The 14709-nt window shown below is 68.4% G+C and carries 9 protein-coding genes; 2 read left to right on the top strand and 7 right to left on the bottom strand.

What is annotated here, in order from left to right; all coding sequences use genetic code 11:
- The first annotated feature begins 20 nt into the window (after positions 1-20).
- Positions 21-884, top strand: a complete 864-nt coding sequence (locus QLH51_RS06200) for a tyrosine-protein phosphatase (RefSeq protein WP_125656032.1) — start codon at positions 21-23, stop codon at positions 882-884.
- Between the two features lie 172 nt (positions 885-1056).
- Here QLH51_RS06200 and QLH51_RS06195 read toward each other — a convergent pair whose 3' ends face one another.
- From QLH51_RS06195 to QLH51_RS06165, 7 genes are all read right to left on the bottom strand, one after another.
- On the bottom strand, positions 1057-2061 hold the full coding sequence (locus QLH51_RS06195; protein ID WP_206428907.1) for a pectinesterase family protein: 1005 nt from the start codon (positions 2059-2061) through the stop codon (positions 1057-1059).
- A complete protein-coding gene (locus tag QLH51_RS06190) occupies positions 2058-2858 on the bottom strand; it encodes a rhamnogalacturonan acetylesterase (RefSeq protein ID WP_125656034.1) in 801 nt (266 codons plus the stop codon). The genes QLH51_RS06195 and QLH51_RS06190 overlap by 4 nt, the downstream gene beginning before the upstream one ends.
- A gap of 7 nt (positions 2859-2865) precedes the next feature.
- The gene (locus QLH51_RS06185) at positions 2866-4467 is read right to left on the bottom strand and encodes a family 43 glycosylhydrolase (protein ID WP_125656037.1); all 1602 of its coding nucleotides are present in this window, start codon (positions 4465-4467) and stop codon (positions 2866-2868) included.
- Positions 4464-5741: a family 43 glycosylhydrolase gene (locus QLH51_RS06180; protein WP_206428909.1), complete on the bottom strand. Its 1278-nt coding sequence runs from the start codon at positions 5739-5741 to the stop codon at positions 4464-4466. Before QLH51_RS06180 ends, QLH51_RS06185 begins: the two co-directional genes overlap by 4 nt.
- Positions 5742-5797: 56 nt before the next feature.
- Entirely contained in the window at positions 5798-9229 is a 3432-nt protein-coding gene (locus QLH51_RS06175) for a TonB-dependent receptor (RefSeq protein ID WP_206428910.1), read from the bottom strand.
- 44 nt (positions 9230-9273) lie between these two features.
- Complete coding sequence (locus tag QLH51_RS06170) at positions 9274-10608, bottom strand: pectate lyase family protein (RefSeq protein ID WP_206428911.1); 1335 nt, start codon at positions 10606-10608, stop codon at positions 9274-9276.
- Between the two features lie 114 nt (positions 10609-10722).
- Positions 10723-11976, bottom strand: coding sequence for a pectate lyase family protein (locus tag QLH51_RS06165; protein WP_125656045.1), 1254 nt, complete (start codon positions 11974-11976; stop codon positions 10723-10725).
- Between the two features lie 259 nt (positions 11977-12235).
- On the opposite strand from QLH51_RS06165, the gene QLH51_RS06160 reads away from it, so the two are divergent.
- On the top strand, positions 12236-14659 hold the full coding sequence (locus QLH51_RS06160) for a glycoside hydrolase family 95 protein (protein WP_206428912.1): 2424 nt from the start codon (positions 12236-12238) through the stop codon (positions 14657-14659).
- Positions 14660-14709 lie beyond the last annotated feature (50 nt).

Raw genomic sequence — 14709 nt, 5'->3', positions numbered from 1 at the left:
TGCCAACGAAGGATTCCGACATGCGCCATCTCTTTGCGCTGACCGCGCTGCTTGCTCTCGCCCTGCCCCCCGCCCCGCTCGCCGTCGCCCGGCCGGGCAAGGTCGCCGTCGCACACCAGCGGGTCGTGCCGCTGGAAGGCGGCCAGAACTTCCGCGACCTCGGCGGCTACCGCACCGCCGACGGGCGGCAGGTCAGATGGGGGCTGCTCTATCGATCGGGCGCGATGAACGGCCTGACCGATCGCGACTTCGCGCAACTGGAGGCGCGCGGCATTCGCACCGTCTGCGATCTCCGTTCGACCCGCGAACGCACCGGCGCGCCGGTCCGCTGGCCGGGCAGGGCGAAGCCGGCGATCTTCGCCGATGACTATAGTATGGACCGCGACTTTGCCGGGCTGATGCGTCCGGACCTGACCGGGGCGCAGGCGGCCGATGCGATGACCGCGGCCTATGCGCAGATGCCGCTGCGTTTCGCGGGCCAGTATCGGCGGATGTTCGGGGAAATTCTTGCCGGACGCGTACCACTCGCCTTCAACTGCTCCGCCGGCAAGGACCGCACCGGCATCGCGGCCGCGCTGATCCTCGCGACGCTCGGCGTCCCCTATGCGACGGTCACCGAGGATTACCTGTTGTCGAACCGCTATTACGACCCGCGCAAGAGTGCGAGCGGCACCGCCGCCGACGATCAGACGGCCAGCTTCATGAAACGCCTGCCGCCCGACGCGATAAAAGCGCTGATCGGTGTGGATCGCCGCTATCTCGACGCGGCCTTTGCGACGATGCGGGCGCAGCCCGGCGGGTTCGACGGCTATCTGCGTGACCAGCTCGGACTCGACAAGGCGGCGGTACAGACGTTGCGCGCGCAGTACCTGACTCGCGGTTGACGGCACCTTGCGACCGGTCCGCGGGACGGTCCAAGCCGCCTTCGAACGCCGGCACCCATGCCCGGCCCCCGGATCCCCAGCGGGATCATGGCGGACATGGGTGCCGTCACAGTACCATTGACAGGCCGGCCCGACGGTCACTTCGTGAACCTGACTCGTCCGAGCCTCACCCTTACGGCGTGCGAACCCAGTCCCCATCGGCACCGAAGAACGCGCCGAGGCGCCAACGGGCCGCCTGATCCGGGCGCAACTGGTGTGTGCGCGGTTCGCGGGTGGTGGGGGCGGCGCCGCGTTTGGTCGAACGATATTCAACGAAATAGGCGGTATCGAGCGTATGCGTCTTTCCGGGCGTCCACTCGGTCCACCCGGCGGGAAGGATCGGCGCATCGAGGCGTGCGTTGAGCAGTATCACCCGGGCGTAGGGCCGCCATGCCCGTCCCAGCGCGATGTTTCGCGCGCCCGCATCCGCCGTGAAGCGCGACCGGTCGAAGACATAGGCGCTGCCGTCGTCATCGGGGGCGTTGCGGCTTTGCGCGGTGTACCACACGCTGTCGTTGGCCAGCGCGTGGATATGGCAGCGATCGAAATAGGCCATCGCATCGCCGAAGATGAAATCGACATGCCCCTCGATATAGCAGTCGCGGAAATACTGGCGCGTCGTCCGCCGGTTCGGCCCGCGATTGGCATAGAGCGTGTCCTGATGCCCGAGCAGCCGCACCCGGCGCACCACCGCACGGTCGCCGGTCAGCGCGAGCGCCACCGCCTGCGACGGAGGATGCGCCGGGTCGAGCCAATAGTCGTTCTGCACCGTCAGATTGGTCGCGCGGAAGTCGTCGCCGCTGACGGTCAACGTCGCGGACTTGAGCGTGCCGCCGACCGTCGCCGACGCATCGCCGAACACCAGCACCACCTCGGCCGGGTTCCGCCCGGTTCCCCGCAGCCGGACACCATTGCCCCGGATGGTCAGCTTCTCCCGGTAGCGCCCCGGTGCGATCAGGACCGTGCCCCCGGTCGCGGCCAGCGCGTCGATCGCGCCCTGTACCGTCCGGAACGCTCCCGGTCGGTCGGGCGAGACCTGCACCATCGGCGATACCGCCGGGCGCGGGGCGGCCGGGGCGGCGACGAGGATCGCGGCGACGGCAAGGAGCGGCAGGAAGCGCATCGATCGTCCGGTCACCGCAGCGGCAACGCGGCCGGCTGCGTCGGATAGAGCATCGGTCGCATGTCCGGCACCGCCTGCGCCAGCGCACCGGCCATCAGCGCCGCGACGTGATCGGCACCGGCCCGGCCGAGATGGGTGCGATCGAACGACAGCTTGCGCTGGGCAAACGGCGTGTCGTTCACTTCGCCCGCCCTGGCCGGCCGGGCCACCGCGGCGGCGGTCGGCGGCAGTTGCGCGAACCGTTCGGCCCAGCCCTCGCCATTGCGGTTCAGTTCGGCCAGCGTCAGCGCGTTGAGATCGACCATCGGCACGTCCATCTCGCGCGCGACGCGGCGGACGGCCTCGGCCCAGGGGGCAAGGTCGTTGTCGACCTTCCCGTCCCTGTAGATGCGGCGGCTGAGCGGGGTCACGAGGATCGGCACCGCCCCGGCGGCGCGTGTCTCGACGACGTAGCGGCGCAGGTTCGCGGGAAATTCGGTGGCGAGGTCGGTCGAGCGGCCGGGCTTGCCGGGTTGGTCGTTGTGACCGAACTGGATCACTACCCACGTCCTTGCGAACCCTGGCGTCTTCATTTCGGCCAGCGCGAGGTCCCATGACCCTTCGGTGCGATAGCTGCCCGAAGATCGCCCGCCGCGGGCCAGGTTCACGCAGGCCAGAAAGGACGCGACATGCTCCGCGCAGAAGCTGCCGCCCCACCCGCCGCTGACCGCGGTGGTCGAATCGCCAACCAGCACGACCTTCGACGCGCGGATCGGCACGACGGGGGGAGCCTGTCCGGCGAGGAGCGCAGCGAGCAGCAGCGACATCGTCATTCCCCCCTCACAGTGCGGTGAAGCGGAAGTCGCGGAAGCGGGCGGTGCCGCTGCCCGCCGAATACAGCCCCGGCCGCAGCATCAGGAACCCGCCGCGGACATTGTGGTGATAGCCCGACACCTCCATCCCGCGATCGAAACGGTTCCAGGTGCGCCCGTCGTCGCCGCTGGTGTGAAAGGACACGATATGCCGGTCGTTGGTCACCCGCATCCGCATCCTAGCCCCATGCGGATTGGCCGGCCGCCCGCGTTCGATGCCATATTGGTGCGTGACGAAGCGCTTCTCATCGAAGCCGAGCCCGCAATACAGCTTGTCGTCGTAGAACAGGATCAGCCCCGCCGTACCGCCGGGCGCGATCTCGACATCGCATTCGAAGCGATAGCCGGTATCGCCCGCGATCAGCAGCAGCGGCGCGCCGTCCGACGGCGCCTTGCCCTTGCCATCGAGCAGCAGCGCGCCGCGATCGACCCGCACCCGCGCACGGTCCTGCGGCGTGGGGCGGAAGAAATTCCATTTGGTGCCGAGCGCCAGCTTCGCGAAATCGTCGGACAGCGCCTGTCCGTGGCGCACCGCCTGCCCGCCCTTCGGCTTCGCGATCGGCTGCGACAGGTCGCCGCCGGTCATCCGGAACCACCCATCGGGCGTCCATTCGACCGGATCGAGCAGCGCCTGCCGCCCGAGCGTCCAATAGCCGTTCTCATAGCCGTGATAGACCGACCACCAGCTGCCGTCCGGTCCCTCGATCAGCGTCGCATGGCCGCGCGACCACCATTTCTCGCCGAGCGACGTGGTGCGCACGATCGGATTGCCGGGATGATGTTCCCATGGCCCGTGGATCGAGCGCGAGCGGGCGGCGATCACCATGTGCCCGGTCGGCGGCCCCGCCGTGCCGCCGACGGCGGTGACGAGATAGAACCAGTCGCCGCGCCGGGTGACCTTCGGCCCCTCCGGGCTGAACCCCTCGACGTCCCAGGTGTCGGGATAGCGCCACGGGTCGTAGACATGCTCGACCTTGCCCACCGTCTTCAGTCCGTCGTCGGACAGGCGGATGCGATCGCCGCCCGACAGGAACAGCCAGCGCGACCCGTCCTCGCCCACGGCATGGCCCGGATCGATATGGTCGGGCAGCTTCAGGTCGATCGGTTCCGACCATGGCCCGTCGATATGATCGGCCCAGATGACCCAGCTGGTCGTCGGATTCTTGGTCGGGATGTAGAGGTAATAGCGCCCCTTGTGCTTGGTCAGCTCGGGCGCCCACACCGCGCCGATATTGGTGGTGAGCGCGGCGGTGCGGGGGGTCCAGTTCACCAGATCGCGCGAATGCCAGATGACGAGGCCGGGATAGGAATCGAACGTCGAGAAGGTCATATAATAATCGCGACCATCCTTCAGGATCGTCGGATCGGGATGATCGCCCGCCATCAGCGGGTTGAGGAAGCGCCCGTCGCCCAGATCGGCGACGCGCTGGTTGTCGAACCCGCGGCGATAGCCGGGCGTGCCGCCGGTCGGGGCGACCGGCCCGGCCGCCGCGGTCCCGATCGTCGCCGGCAGGGTCGCGACCGCGCCGGCCGCTCCCAGCGTGCAGAATGCGTCGCGGCGTGAAATCATGTGGTTGCTCCCGGGGTAAAGCGACGTTCGGCAAAGGGCTGGTCACGGTGGAACACCACATGCCCGCGCGCGTCGAAATCGATCCGGGCAAGGCCCGGCATCTCGCGGAACGGCGATGGCGAACCATTGCCGAAAAAGGTCACCCACCATCGTCCCTGATGGTCGCGAAAGACGTTGCCGCCGCCGCAATCGGGCAGTTCGTGGCGTTCGCGATACGGGCCGGTGATGCGGTCGGCGATCCACATCGCGAACGAATAGCGCCCGTCATAGCGGTCGACGACGCCGAGATAATAGCGTCCGTCGCGCTTGAAGAGCGTCGCGCCCTCATAACCGAAATGCGCGAAACCCTTTTCGGCGCATTGTTCGCGGTGATGGCGCGGATCGAGGTCCCACGCTTGCGCCGTCAGCTTCTGCCACGGGCCGGCAAGGCCGCTCAGATCGTCCTTCAGCCGGACGATTTCATCGGCGGAACCGGCCGTCAGCCACACCGAACCGTCGTCGTCCTCGAACAGGGTCGCGTCGATGCCGCCGCGGATCGGCCTGTCGGGCGAAAAGGCGTGGACATAGGGCCCCTCGGGCCGGCCGCTGGTCGAACGGAGCACCGCGATGCCGCCGCGACTGACCGAATGGCAGATCAGCCATTGTCCGCGGATATGGTGGATCTCGGGCGCCCACAGCGCGCGGAACGGTACGCCCTTGCGCATCCGCCACGATTTCTCCCACCCGCCGTCGCGGTCGAACGACCATACCAGCCCGCGATAGTCCCAGTTGGCGAGGTCGCGCGACTGCCACAGTTCGACGCCGTCGTTGGTCGCCCAGATATTGTCGCCGGTCGAACCGGTCATCCAGTAGCTGCCATCGGGGGCGGGCCGGATGATCGTGTCGCGGATATGGACGTGGTGGATCGGCCGCAGCGCGGGCAGCACGCCGTCGCGCACCGCGGTGCCCGCCGCCGCATCCCGCCATGGTTCGACCGGATATCGCGGCCGGTCGGGGCCGCGGTAGCGGACGCCGGGCAGACCCGACACCCAGCCCTGGCCGATGCTGGCCGCGCTCGCCGGCCGCCCGGGGCCGCTTGTCCCCGAATAGGGCCAATATCCCGCAGGCGGCGGCGGCACCAGCCGGCCGCTGTCGTCGCCCCCCGGATCGAGCACGTCGCCGGTCAGCCGCGCCCGGCCATAGGGCGCACCCGCCGCTCCCTGTCCGAAGGCATCGCCCGCGATCAGCAGCGTCGCACCCGCGGCGAGCACCCCCCGCCGGTCGATCCGGGACAAGACCCCCGCCGCCGGCGCGGGGCCGGCAGCGGGGAGGCGGCGTCCGGGGAGGGACATCAGAACCGCAACCGTGCGCCGACGCGGTAGATCGGACCGGCCGCGCTGTACTGCGTCACCGCTTCCTGCCCCTGATAGGCATAGCGTTCGCTCGGCTGGTTGGTCAGGTTCAGCCCCTCTGCGCTGACCGACAGCCAGTCGGTGAACTTGTAGCTCATCGACGCATCGACGTTGGTCGTGTCGCGGCTGAAGACGAAGTCGTTGACCAGCGGCGCGTCGCACGGCGTGCCGGCGACCGAGGGGTTGGCCGGGCTGTTCTGCAACCCCGGCGCGCAGGAACCGCCCGCGATCGGATAGGTCTGCGAATAGCCCTTGCGATAGGCGACCGAGACGCGCGCGCGGAACTTGCCGGTTTCATAGGCCAGCGTGCCGTTCACCGATTGCGGCGAGACGCCGAGGAACGGCGCGGTGCCGGTGGTCGCCGGGATTGCGGCGAGGCTGCCCGATGCGGCCCGGCCGGGGTCGAGGATATAGCTGAGTTCCGACTTGATATAGGTGTAGTTCAGCTGGAGCCCGAGGTTCTTGAAGTACCATGGCAGGAAATCGAGCTCCTGCTGGTAGCTGATCTCGAAGCCGCGCAGATAGCCGCCCGGCGCATCGGCGAATTGTCGGGCGACGAAGGGGTTGTTGGCATTCAGATAGGCAAGCTGCGCCGGGTTGGTGAGCTGGGCGCGGATCGCGTCGATCGTGGCGGCGTCGGTGAATTGCGACAGCGGCCCGGAGAACGAGATCGTCTGCGGGAAGCTCAGGATCTGCTTGTTGAACCCGGCGAGGCTAAGCAGGCCGCCCGGCGCGAAATACCATTCGATGCTGGCATCGAGGTTGGTCGAGCGGAACGGGTTGAGCCGCGGATTGCCGATGGTCAGCGTCGCGCCGACCGAGTCCCCGGTATTGGGGATGCTGAGCCCGGTGATCGACGGCGACAGGTTGCCCAGCAGCGGGCGGGCCATCACCCGCGACGCGCCGAGGCGGACCAGCACGTCGTCGACCGGCTCGAACACTGCGTTCAGCGACGGCAGGAAATCGGTGTAGCGGTTGCTGCCGACGATGCCGCGTCCGGCGGGCGTGGTGCCGTTCGAGGTGACGTCGGTGATCGCGATGCGCGTACCGGCATTGCCGCGGAAGGGACGGCCGAACAATTCGCTGGTCCAGTCGAACTGGACGTAGAAGCCGGTATCCTTTTCGAGGACGTCGAAATTCTCGCGCCCGCCGTTGCGCCGGTCGGTCAGGCGCCAGTCGCCCCATTTGTTGACGCAGTTGCAGGTGAAGTCGAACAGCTGGTCGAACGCGGCGATGTTCGGCGCGTAGAAGCTGGTCAGCGATCCTTCGGGGACGTTCAGCCCCTGACCGAAATCGACCACCTGCCCCATCGCCGACGCCCGCGTGCCCGCTTCCCGCAGGGTCGGGTTCAGCAGGTCGTTGTTGCGTTCGAACTGGCGGGTGGAAAATTCATATTCGCGATAGTTGCCGCCGAAGCCGATGCTGAAATCGGGGTTCACGCGCCAGTCGAAATCGACCTTGCCCTGCTTGTAGGTGTTCGTGGTGTAGCGCAGGTAGCGGCGAATGCCCGAAAAGCCCTTCACCGTATCCCAGTTGTTCGGATCGGCGGCGTCGAAGCCGAGATCGATCAGCGGCATGTTGCCGCCGCCGCGGGAGTCGAACACGAAATTCCCCGGCGAATCCATCCGGTTGAATTCGACCAGCGTGCCTTCGGAATCGTTGGTCGATTCCGACATGCCGCCGATGAACACCGCGCGGAAATTGTCGGTGAATTCATGTTCGAGCTGCAGCGACGCCTGCTTGAACTTGGTGGTGTAGATCGACTGGTCGACGCCCGAGCGGAAATCGACGTTGTTCGCCACCAGATAGTCGACATTGCCGTTGGTGACGTTGACGTCCTGCACCCGCACCGCCGGACGCCCGATCAGCGACCCGCGATAGGCGAGCCGGTTGCTCGACGGGATGTAGCCGACCGAACTGGGGTTGTTGTAGTAATCATAGGGATCGAGGTTGAACGGGTTGGTGCTGAAGATGTTCGACGTGGCCGGATCGCCTGCCGCCACCGTGCCCGGCACGACCGCCGACGGGGCGAGCACCGATGCCACCAGCTGCCCCTGCGCATTCAGCGCGGTCGAAAAGGCCGGCGTGGTGCCGTTGAGCTGCTGTCCGCAATCCTGCGCCGGCACCAGCGCCGATCCGGCATTGGGCGCGCAGATGCCGGGATAGAGCGCGCGCGCCGCCGACGGCGTCAGGTTGTTGCCCGCGGTGTTGTAGACCGCGTTGGTATTGTTGCGGTTCAGCCCGACCGGCGACACCTGATAGATCGAGCTGCGGTTCCTGAAGCGCGAATACAGCCCGTCGATGCTCAGCCGCGTGCGGTCGCCGATCTGCCACTGGTAGGCGGCGGTGAGGCCGAGGCGCTGATATTCCACGTCCTGCTGCTCGACCGAGGGCAGCGCGGGGAAGCGGACGGTCGAATTGTCGAAACGGCCCGGCGTGTTGAACGGCGCGCCGGGATAGAGTTTCGCATAGGCCTCCGGGTTCGATCCGGTCAGCGCGGCGATGGCGTCGGGATTGGTGATCGCGCTGCCGAAGCCGGTCCCGGCCGGCGCGGCGAAGCCCGCGCGCTGCGGGTTCTCGTTCCCGGCCCAGGTCGATCCGCGATAGACATAGTCGGACTGGCCGGCGCCGCGGCGATACTGGTCGATCGAGTTGCGCGACTCGCTCCACGCCGCCGACACCAGCAGGCCCATCGTCCCGCCGGCAAAGGTCTTGGACGCAAGCCCGGCGAGGCGCGGGGTCCATTTGCCGATATTGTCCTGATAGCTCCCCTCCGCCGACAGCGCGAACGCCCCCTTCTTGTAATCGAACGGGCGACCGGTCTGGAGATCGATGGTGGCGCCGAGCGATCCTTCGTCGGTCTCGGCCGAGGGCGTCTTTTGCACCTTCAAGGAACTGAACAGCTCGGATGCGAAAGTGTTGTAGTCGAACGAGCGGCTGCGGTTCGGGCTGGTGCCCGAATCGTTCGAGCCGGCGGTCGCCAGCGCCTCCAGCCCGTTCAGGCGGGTCCGGTTGAAGTCGCCGCCGAGGCCACGGACGGTGATCGAGCGGCCCTCGCCATTGTCGCGGTCGATCGAGACGCCAGGCAGGCGCTGCAGCGATTCCGCCAGATTGTTGTCGGGGAAATCGGCGATATCCTCGGCATTGATCGAATCGATCTGCACCGATGCGTCGCGCTTCTCGACGATCGAGGTGCGCAGCGACGCGCGATAGCCGGTGACGATGATGTCGGCGGCGGTCGCATCGTCCGCTACCGGCGCTTCCCCCTGCCGTGCGGCGGGCGCGGCGGCGTCCTGCGCATAGGCGGTGCCGCTGCCGGCGATGGCCAACGCCAGTCCCGATACTCCCAGGAAATCCATCTTGCGAACCATCATCATCGTCCTCCCCAGACATTCTATTTTGGAAACCGGTGTCATCACCGCGTCAGAAAATCGAGATACGCCTCGAGACTGGTTCGTCCGTCGGCAGGACGGACGCGGTTCCCGTCGGCGCGTCGCGGGTTCAGTCCGTTCGCGCGTTCCCACGCATCGGCCATGCCGTCGCCGTCGCTGTCGCGGGCCGGCGTGCCGCCGCGCAGGGTCGGCCAGCCGCCGGCATCCGCCTCGGTATCGATCTGGCGCCCGGTACGGCGACGCACGCCGTCGATGACGGCCAGATCGACGGCGTCGCGCACCTTGCTGGCGCCGGCCCGTGCCAGCACCCGATCCGCCGCCGTGGCGGCCGGTTCGGCGGCGATCGGCGGCATGTCGATCGGCGCGGCCAGACGGTAGGCACCGCCGGTTTCGCCCGACACCAGCGACCAGGGATCGGACGGCACCCGGCCATCCATGCTGTTGCCGGCGAACCACGCGCGGGCGTGACGGTTGCTTTCGGCGAAGGCGATCCGCCCCTTGCTGTCGGGGCCGGGCAGATAGGTGTTGGCGACGAAATTATACCGCGCGACGCTTTCGGTATCGGCGTTGTAGCCCGACCGGCCGCCGCCCCAGTTGTAGAAGACGTTGTTGCGAAAGTCGAAATCCGCCCCGCGCGGATCGGCGTCGAACCGGGCGTAATTGCCCGGGCGCGGCATGCGCGCGGCATGGTTGGCCCACAGATTGTGGTGGAAGCTCATCCGCGACCCGCGTCCGCCGCGCACGAGGCTGCCATAGCCATGGTCGCCCTTCATATGGCCGGCGCGGCGCAGCGAGTCGGCGATCACGCTCCATTGCACGGTCAGGTCGCCGATGCTGTTGGCGGGATCGCGGTAGTTGGCGGAGGCCGACAGCGTCTCGTCTACCGACCAGCTGGCCGACACATGGTCGAGGATGATCCGCGTCCCGCCGCTGATCCAGATGGCGTCGCCCTGCGTCTTCGACGCCGCGCCCAACCGCGAGCGGATGTAGCGGACGATCACGTCGCTGGCGGCGATCTGCAACGTCTGGTCGCGCAGGGTGATGCCGTCACCGGGTGCAGTCTGGCCGGCGATGGTGATGCGATCGTTGCGGACGACCAGCGGCGAGCGCAGGGCGATGGTGCCGGCCACGTCGAAGACGACGGTACGCGGCCCGGCAGCGTCGATTGCCGCGCGCAGGCTGCCCGGTCCGGCATCGGCGAGCGTGGTGACGCGGATGACCCGTCCCCCGCGACCGCCGGCAGCGAAGCGCCCCGCCCCTTCGGCTCCCGGAAACGCCACCACCTGACCGGCGGCAGGCACAGCCACGACGGCAGCGGCCAGCGATGCGACCACGATGGTCGTCGGCGATGCGAACATCCTCGTCTCTCCTGCTCGTCCCTGCGCCTCGTTGATCGGGCAACATTGGAAACCGGTGTCATTACGAAGGTTAGCGGTAACCTTGTCAACCCCGACAATCGCTTGCAGCCAATTTTACCCGCGATCGCTCGCGCCGCGGGCGAGCACGTCGTAGCCGCCGACGCTGCGTTCGTCGTCGATCACCCGCCCCTCGCCCGATCGCAGCTGCGCGACGATCCGGCGGTCGACGGCGTCGCGATCCCATGGGCGTGCGCCGGCACGCGCGCCGACCAGCGCCTCGACCCGATCGGCGGGCAGTCGCTGCAACCCGGCCGGCCAGACGACCGGCCGCGGGCGATCGAGGATCCGCGGCGTGCGTTCGGTCGGGATGATCCGGATCGGCCGCATCGGCCGGCCATCGGCATGATGTACGTGGTTGTCGGCCATGTGCAGGCCGAGGTCGCCATCGCCCTCGACGATCAGGAACGGCAGGTCGGCGCGCGTCGACCGCCCGCCGCGCACGACGTTGCCGACGATGCTCATTTCGCCGGTGACATACGGACGGTCGCCCCATTCGAAGCCGTTCAATGCGTAATGGATGCAGCGATTGCCGGGATCGTAGATCAGGTTGTTGACGCAGGCGACCTGCGCCCCGCCCTTCACCAGCGGATGGCGTTCGTAATTATGCGCATAGAGGTTCTGGGCGACGAGGATCCCGGTGGTGTTGTCGTGGATCAGCGAACCCTTGCTGTGTTCGCCCTTTGCGTGCGACGCGTTCGACAGCCCCTCCGCAACGATGTTGCGGGTAAGCGAGATGTTGCGCGAGGTGTGGGCGCGCCAGTCGGCAACGCCGTCACCACCGGCGAAGCGCGGTCCTGATGCCGACAGATTCTCGTCCGTCGCCCATGCGAACGAGCATTGGTCGATGATGACGTCGTGCGCGGCGGTGCAGGACAGGCCGTCGACTTCCCATCCGCTGCGCGGCGCGGCGCCATCGGCCCCCGCCCGCACGCGGATATGGCGGATGACGACGTCATGGGTCGCGACCGAGAGGCCGCCGCGGATCAGGGTGATGCCCGGGGACGGCGCGGTTTCGCCCGCGATGGTGACGAACGGGTTGCGCAGGTGCAGCGTCGTGCGGCCGAGGTCGATGATACCGGCCACCGCGAAGGTGATGCGGCGCGGCCCCGATGCCGCCAGCGCCTCGGCAAGGCTGCCCGGACCGCCGGGCGCGAGCGTCGTGACGATCAGCGTACGCCCGCCATCGCCGCCGCGCGTCGCGGTCCAGCCGGGCAGCCGGTCGTCCGCCGCAGCGGACAGCGGCACGGACAAGCCGGCGGCCGAAGCGGCGAGCGGGACGGCGACGATCTGTCGGCGGGTCAACTGCATGGCGCTATCCGATATGATGAAGGCCGAAACCGCACTGTCGCGCACCGCGAAGGACCATCGATGCGGCGGGTGACGGGATCGACCCGACGAATGATGCTGTCCTTATGGGTAAACCGGTCACCCCACGCTGTCTATCGCTGGCAATTGTTTTTATTAGAGAAAATACGTTGCGCAAATGGATAATCGGTAGCAATTATCGGGCGTTGCGCGAACGAGCCGAACGCGATCGGCCAGAACAGCGCGCAGCGGGAGAGCGCGGATGCGGCAGTCGATCGAAGTGAATCGTCGGGAAGCGGTATCGCTGGTGGCAGGGCTGACCGGCCTTGCCGCGGCGGGGGGCGTGTCGGCCCGCGCTGGCGATCGTCCTGCCCGACCGGGCGATGCGCTGCTATGGTATGCGCAGCCCGCGGCGTCGTGGGTCGAGGCGCTGCCGGTCGGCAACGGGCGGATCGGCGCGATGGTGCATGGCGGGACCACGACCGAATATCTGCAGCTGAACGAGGACAGCTTCTGGACCGGCGGGCCCTATGATCCGGCCAGTCCCGAAGCACTGGCCGCGCTGCCCGAGGCGCGGCGGCTGATCTTTGCCGACCGCTTCACCGAAGCGGTCGAACTGATCGGGGCGAAGGTGATGGCGCGGCCGTTGCGGCAGATGTCCTATGGCACGTTCGGATCACTGGTGATCGGCCCGGTCGACGCGGCCGGGCCGCGGCCCGCGCGTTCGCCCGGCGGCCTTGCCAGCGCGGTGACGCCCGACGTTCCCGCCGCCCTCCTGCCCGGCTATCGTCGCGAACTCGACCTCGACCGGGGCGTGGCGACCGCGCGGTGGCGCGACGGCGGCGTGGGCTATCGCCGCGAGGTGCTGGCCTCCGCCGTCGACCAGGTGATCGCGGTGCGGATGACCGCCGGGCGCGCCGGGGCGATCACGACCGCATTGTCGTTCGACACGCCGCTCAAGCGCTGGAGCGTCGCCGCCGATCCGGGCGAACTGGTCCTGTCAGTCCGCAACGACGCGGCGCACGGGATCGACGGCGCGCTGCGCGGCGAGGCACGGGTGCGGGTCCGCGCGCCCGGCGGCACGATCCGCGCCGAGGGCGATCGGCTGATCGTCACCGGCGCCGACGAACTGGTGCTGCTGATCGCGATGGCGACCAGCTATCGCCGGTTCGACGACGTGACCGGCGATCCGACCGCGATCACCGCTGCGCAGATCGCCCGCGTCGCGGACAAGTCGTTCGATCGCATCGCCGCCGATGCGCGCGCGGATCATCAGGCGTTGTTCCGGCGCTGCTCGATCGATCTCGGCCGCAGCGCGGCGGACCGGCTGCCGACCGATCGCCGGATCCGTGCCGGCGAGAGCGGCAAGGACCCGGCGCTCGCCGCGCTGTATTTCAACTATGCCCGCTACATGCTGATCGCCTGTTCGCGGCCGGGCAGCCAGCCGGCGAACCTGCAGGGGCTGTGGAACGACGCGACCAACCCGCCCTGGGGCAGCAAATACACCGTCAACATCAACACCCAGATGAACTACTGGATCGCCGAGCCCGCAGCGCTGCCCGAATGTGTCGCGCCGCTGGTGGCGATGGTACGCGACCTGGCGGTGACCGGCGCGCGCACCGCCCGAACGATGTACGGCGCCCGGGGCTGGGTGTGTCACCACAATACCGACCTGTGGCGCGCGACCGCGCCGATCGACGGCGTCAATTTCGGCATGTGGCCGACCGGCGGGGCGTGGCTGTGCACCCATTTGTGGGACCATTACGATTATGGCCGCGACCGGGCGTATCTCGCCTCGGTCTATCCGTTGCTGCGCGGGTCGGCGCTGTTCTTCCTCGATACGCTGGTGCGCGATCCGGGGACCGGGTTCATGGTGACGAACCCGTCGATCTCGCCCGAAAACAACCATGGGCCGGGCGGCGCGCTGTGTGCGGGGCCGACGATGGACATGGCGATCCTGCGCGACCTGTTCACCCAGACCGCCGCCGCCGCCGCGATCCTCGGGCAGGACGCCGATCTCGCGCAGGCGATGACGGCGATGCGCGATCGATTGGCCCCGTTCCGGATCGGCGCGCAGGGACAGTTGCAGGAATGGCAGCAGGACTGGGACGCGCGCGCACGCGATCCGCATCATCGTCACGTCAGCAACCTCTATGCCGCCTTCCCCTCGCGCCAGATCGATGCCGAACGCACGCCCGCGCTGGCGGCGGCGGCGCGCCGCTCGCTCGACCTGCGCGGCGACGAGGCGACGGGTTGGGCGACGGCCTGGCGGATCGCGCTGTGGGCGCGGCTGCGCGACGGGAACCGGGCGCATGACATCCTGCGCTTCCTGATCGGGCCGAAGCGCACCTATCCCAACATGTTCGACGCGCATCCGCCGTTCCAGATCGACGGTAATTTCGGCGGCGCGGCGGCGATCGCGGAGATGCTGCTGACGGCGGACGGCGACACGATCCGCCTGCTGCCCGCGCTGCCCGACGCATGGCCCGACGGCGCGTTTCGCGGGTTGCGCGCGCGGGGTGGCTACACGGTCGACCTTACGTGGCGAAAGGGTCGGTTGCGCGACGTCGCGGTGGAGGGCGTCGTCGCCGGCCGCTGCACCCTCGCCCATGGCACGGCGACCACGACGATCGACATCGTTCCGGGGCGGCGGGTCCGGCTGTCGGAGGCGGCGTTCCGCGGCTGACGAGGCACGCATCCCGGCAGTTCTCAACCGGCTGCGGCGTGGCTACAACG

Origin of the sequence: Sphingomonas sp. 2R-10, from assembly GCF_030062225.1 — a bacterium.
GTDB lineage: Bacteria > Pseudomonadota > Alphaproteobacteria > Sphingomonadales > Sphingomonadaceae > Sphingomonas.
This window is presented reverse-complemented; position numbering and strand designations above follow the sequence as displayed.

Bases quoted from the DNA above. Each gene is read 5' to 3' on its own strand.
- QLH51_RS06175 (WP_206428910.1), bottom strand. From the start codon at position 9,229: ATGGTTCGCAAGATGGATTTCCTGGGAGTATCGGGACTGGCGTTGGCC.
- QLH51_RS06165 (WP_125656045.1), bottom strand. From the start codon at position 11,976: ATGCAGTTGACCCGCCGACAGATCGTCGCCGTCCCGCTCGCCGCTTCG.
- QLH51_RS06190 (WP_125656034.1), bottom strand. From the start codon at position 2,858: ATGACGATGTCGCTGCTGCTCGCTGCGCTCCTCGCCGGACAGGCTCCC.
- QLH51_RS06200 (WP_125656032.1), top strand. From the start codon at position 21: ATGCGCCATCTCTTTGCGCTGACCGCGCTGCTTGCTCTCGCCCTGCCC.
- QLH51_RS06160 (WP_206428912.1), top strand. From the start codon at position 12,236: ATGCGGCAGTCGATCGAAGTGAATCGTCGGGAAGCGGTATCGCTGGTG.
- QLH51_RS06185 (WP_125656037.1), bottom strand. From the start codon at position 4,467: ATGATTTCACGCCGCGACGCATTCTGCACGCTGGGAGCGGCCGGCGCG.
- QLH51_RS06170 (WP_206428911.1), bottom strand. From the start codon at position 10,608: ATGTTCGCATCGCCGACGACCATCGTGGTCGCATCGCTGGCCGCTGCC.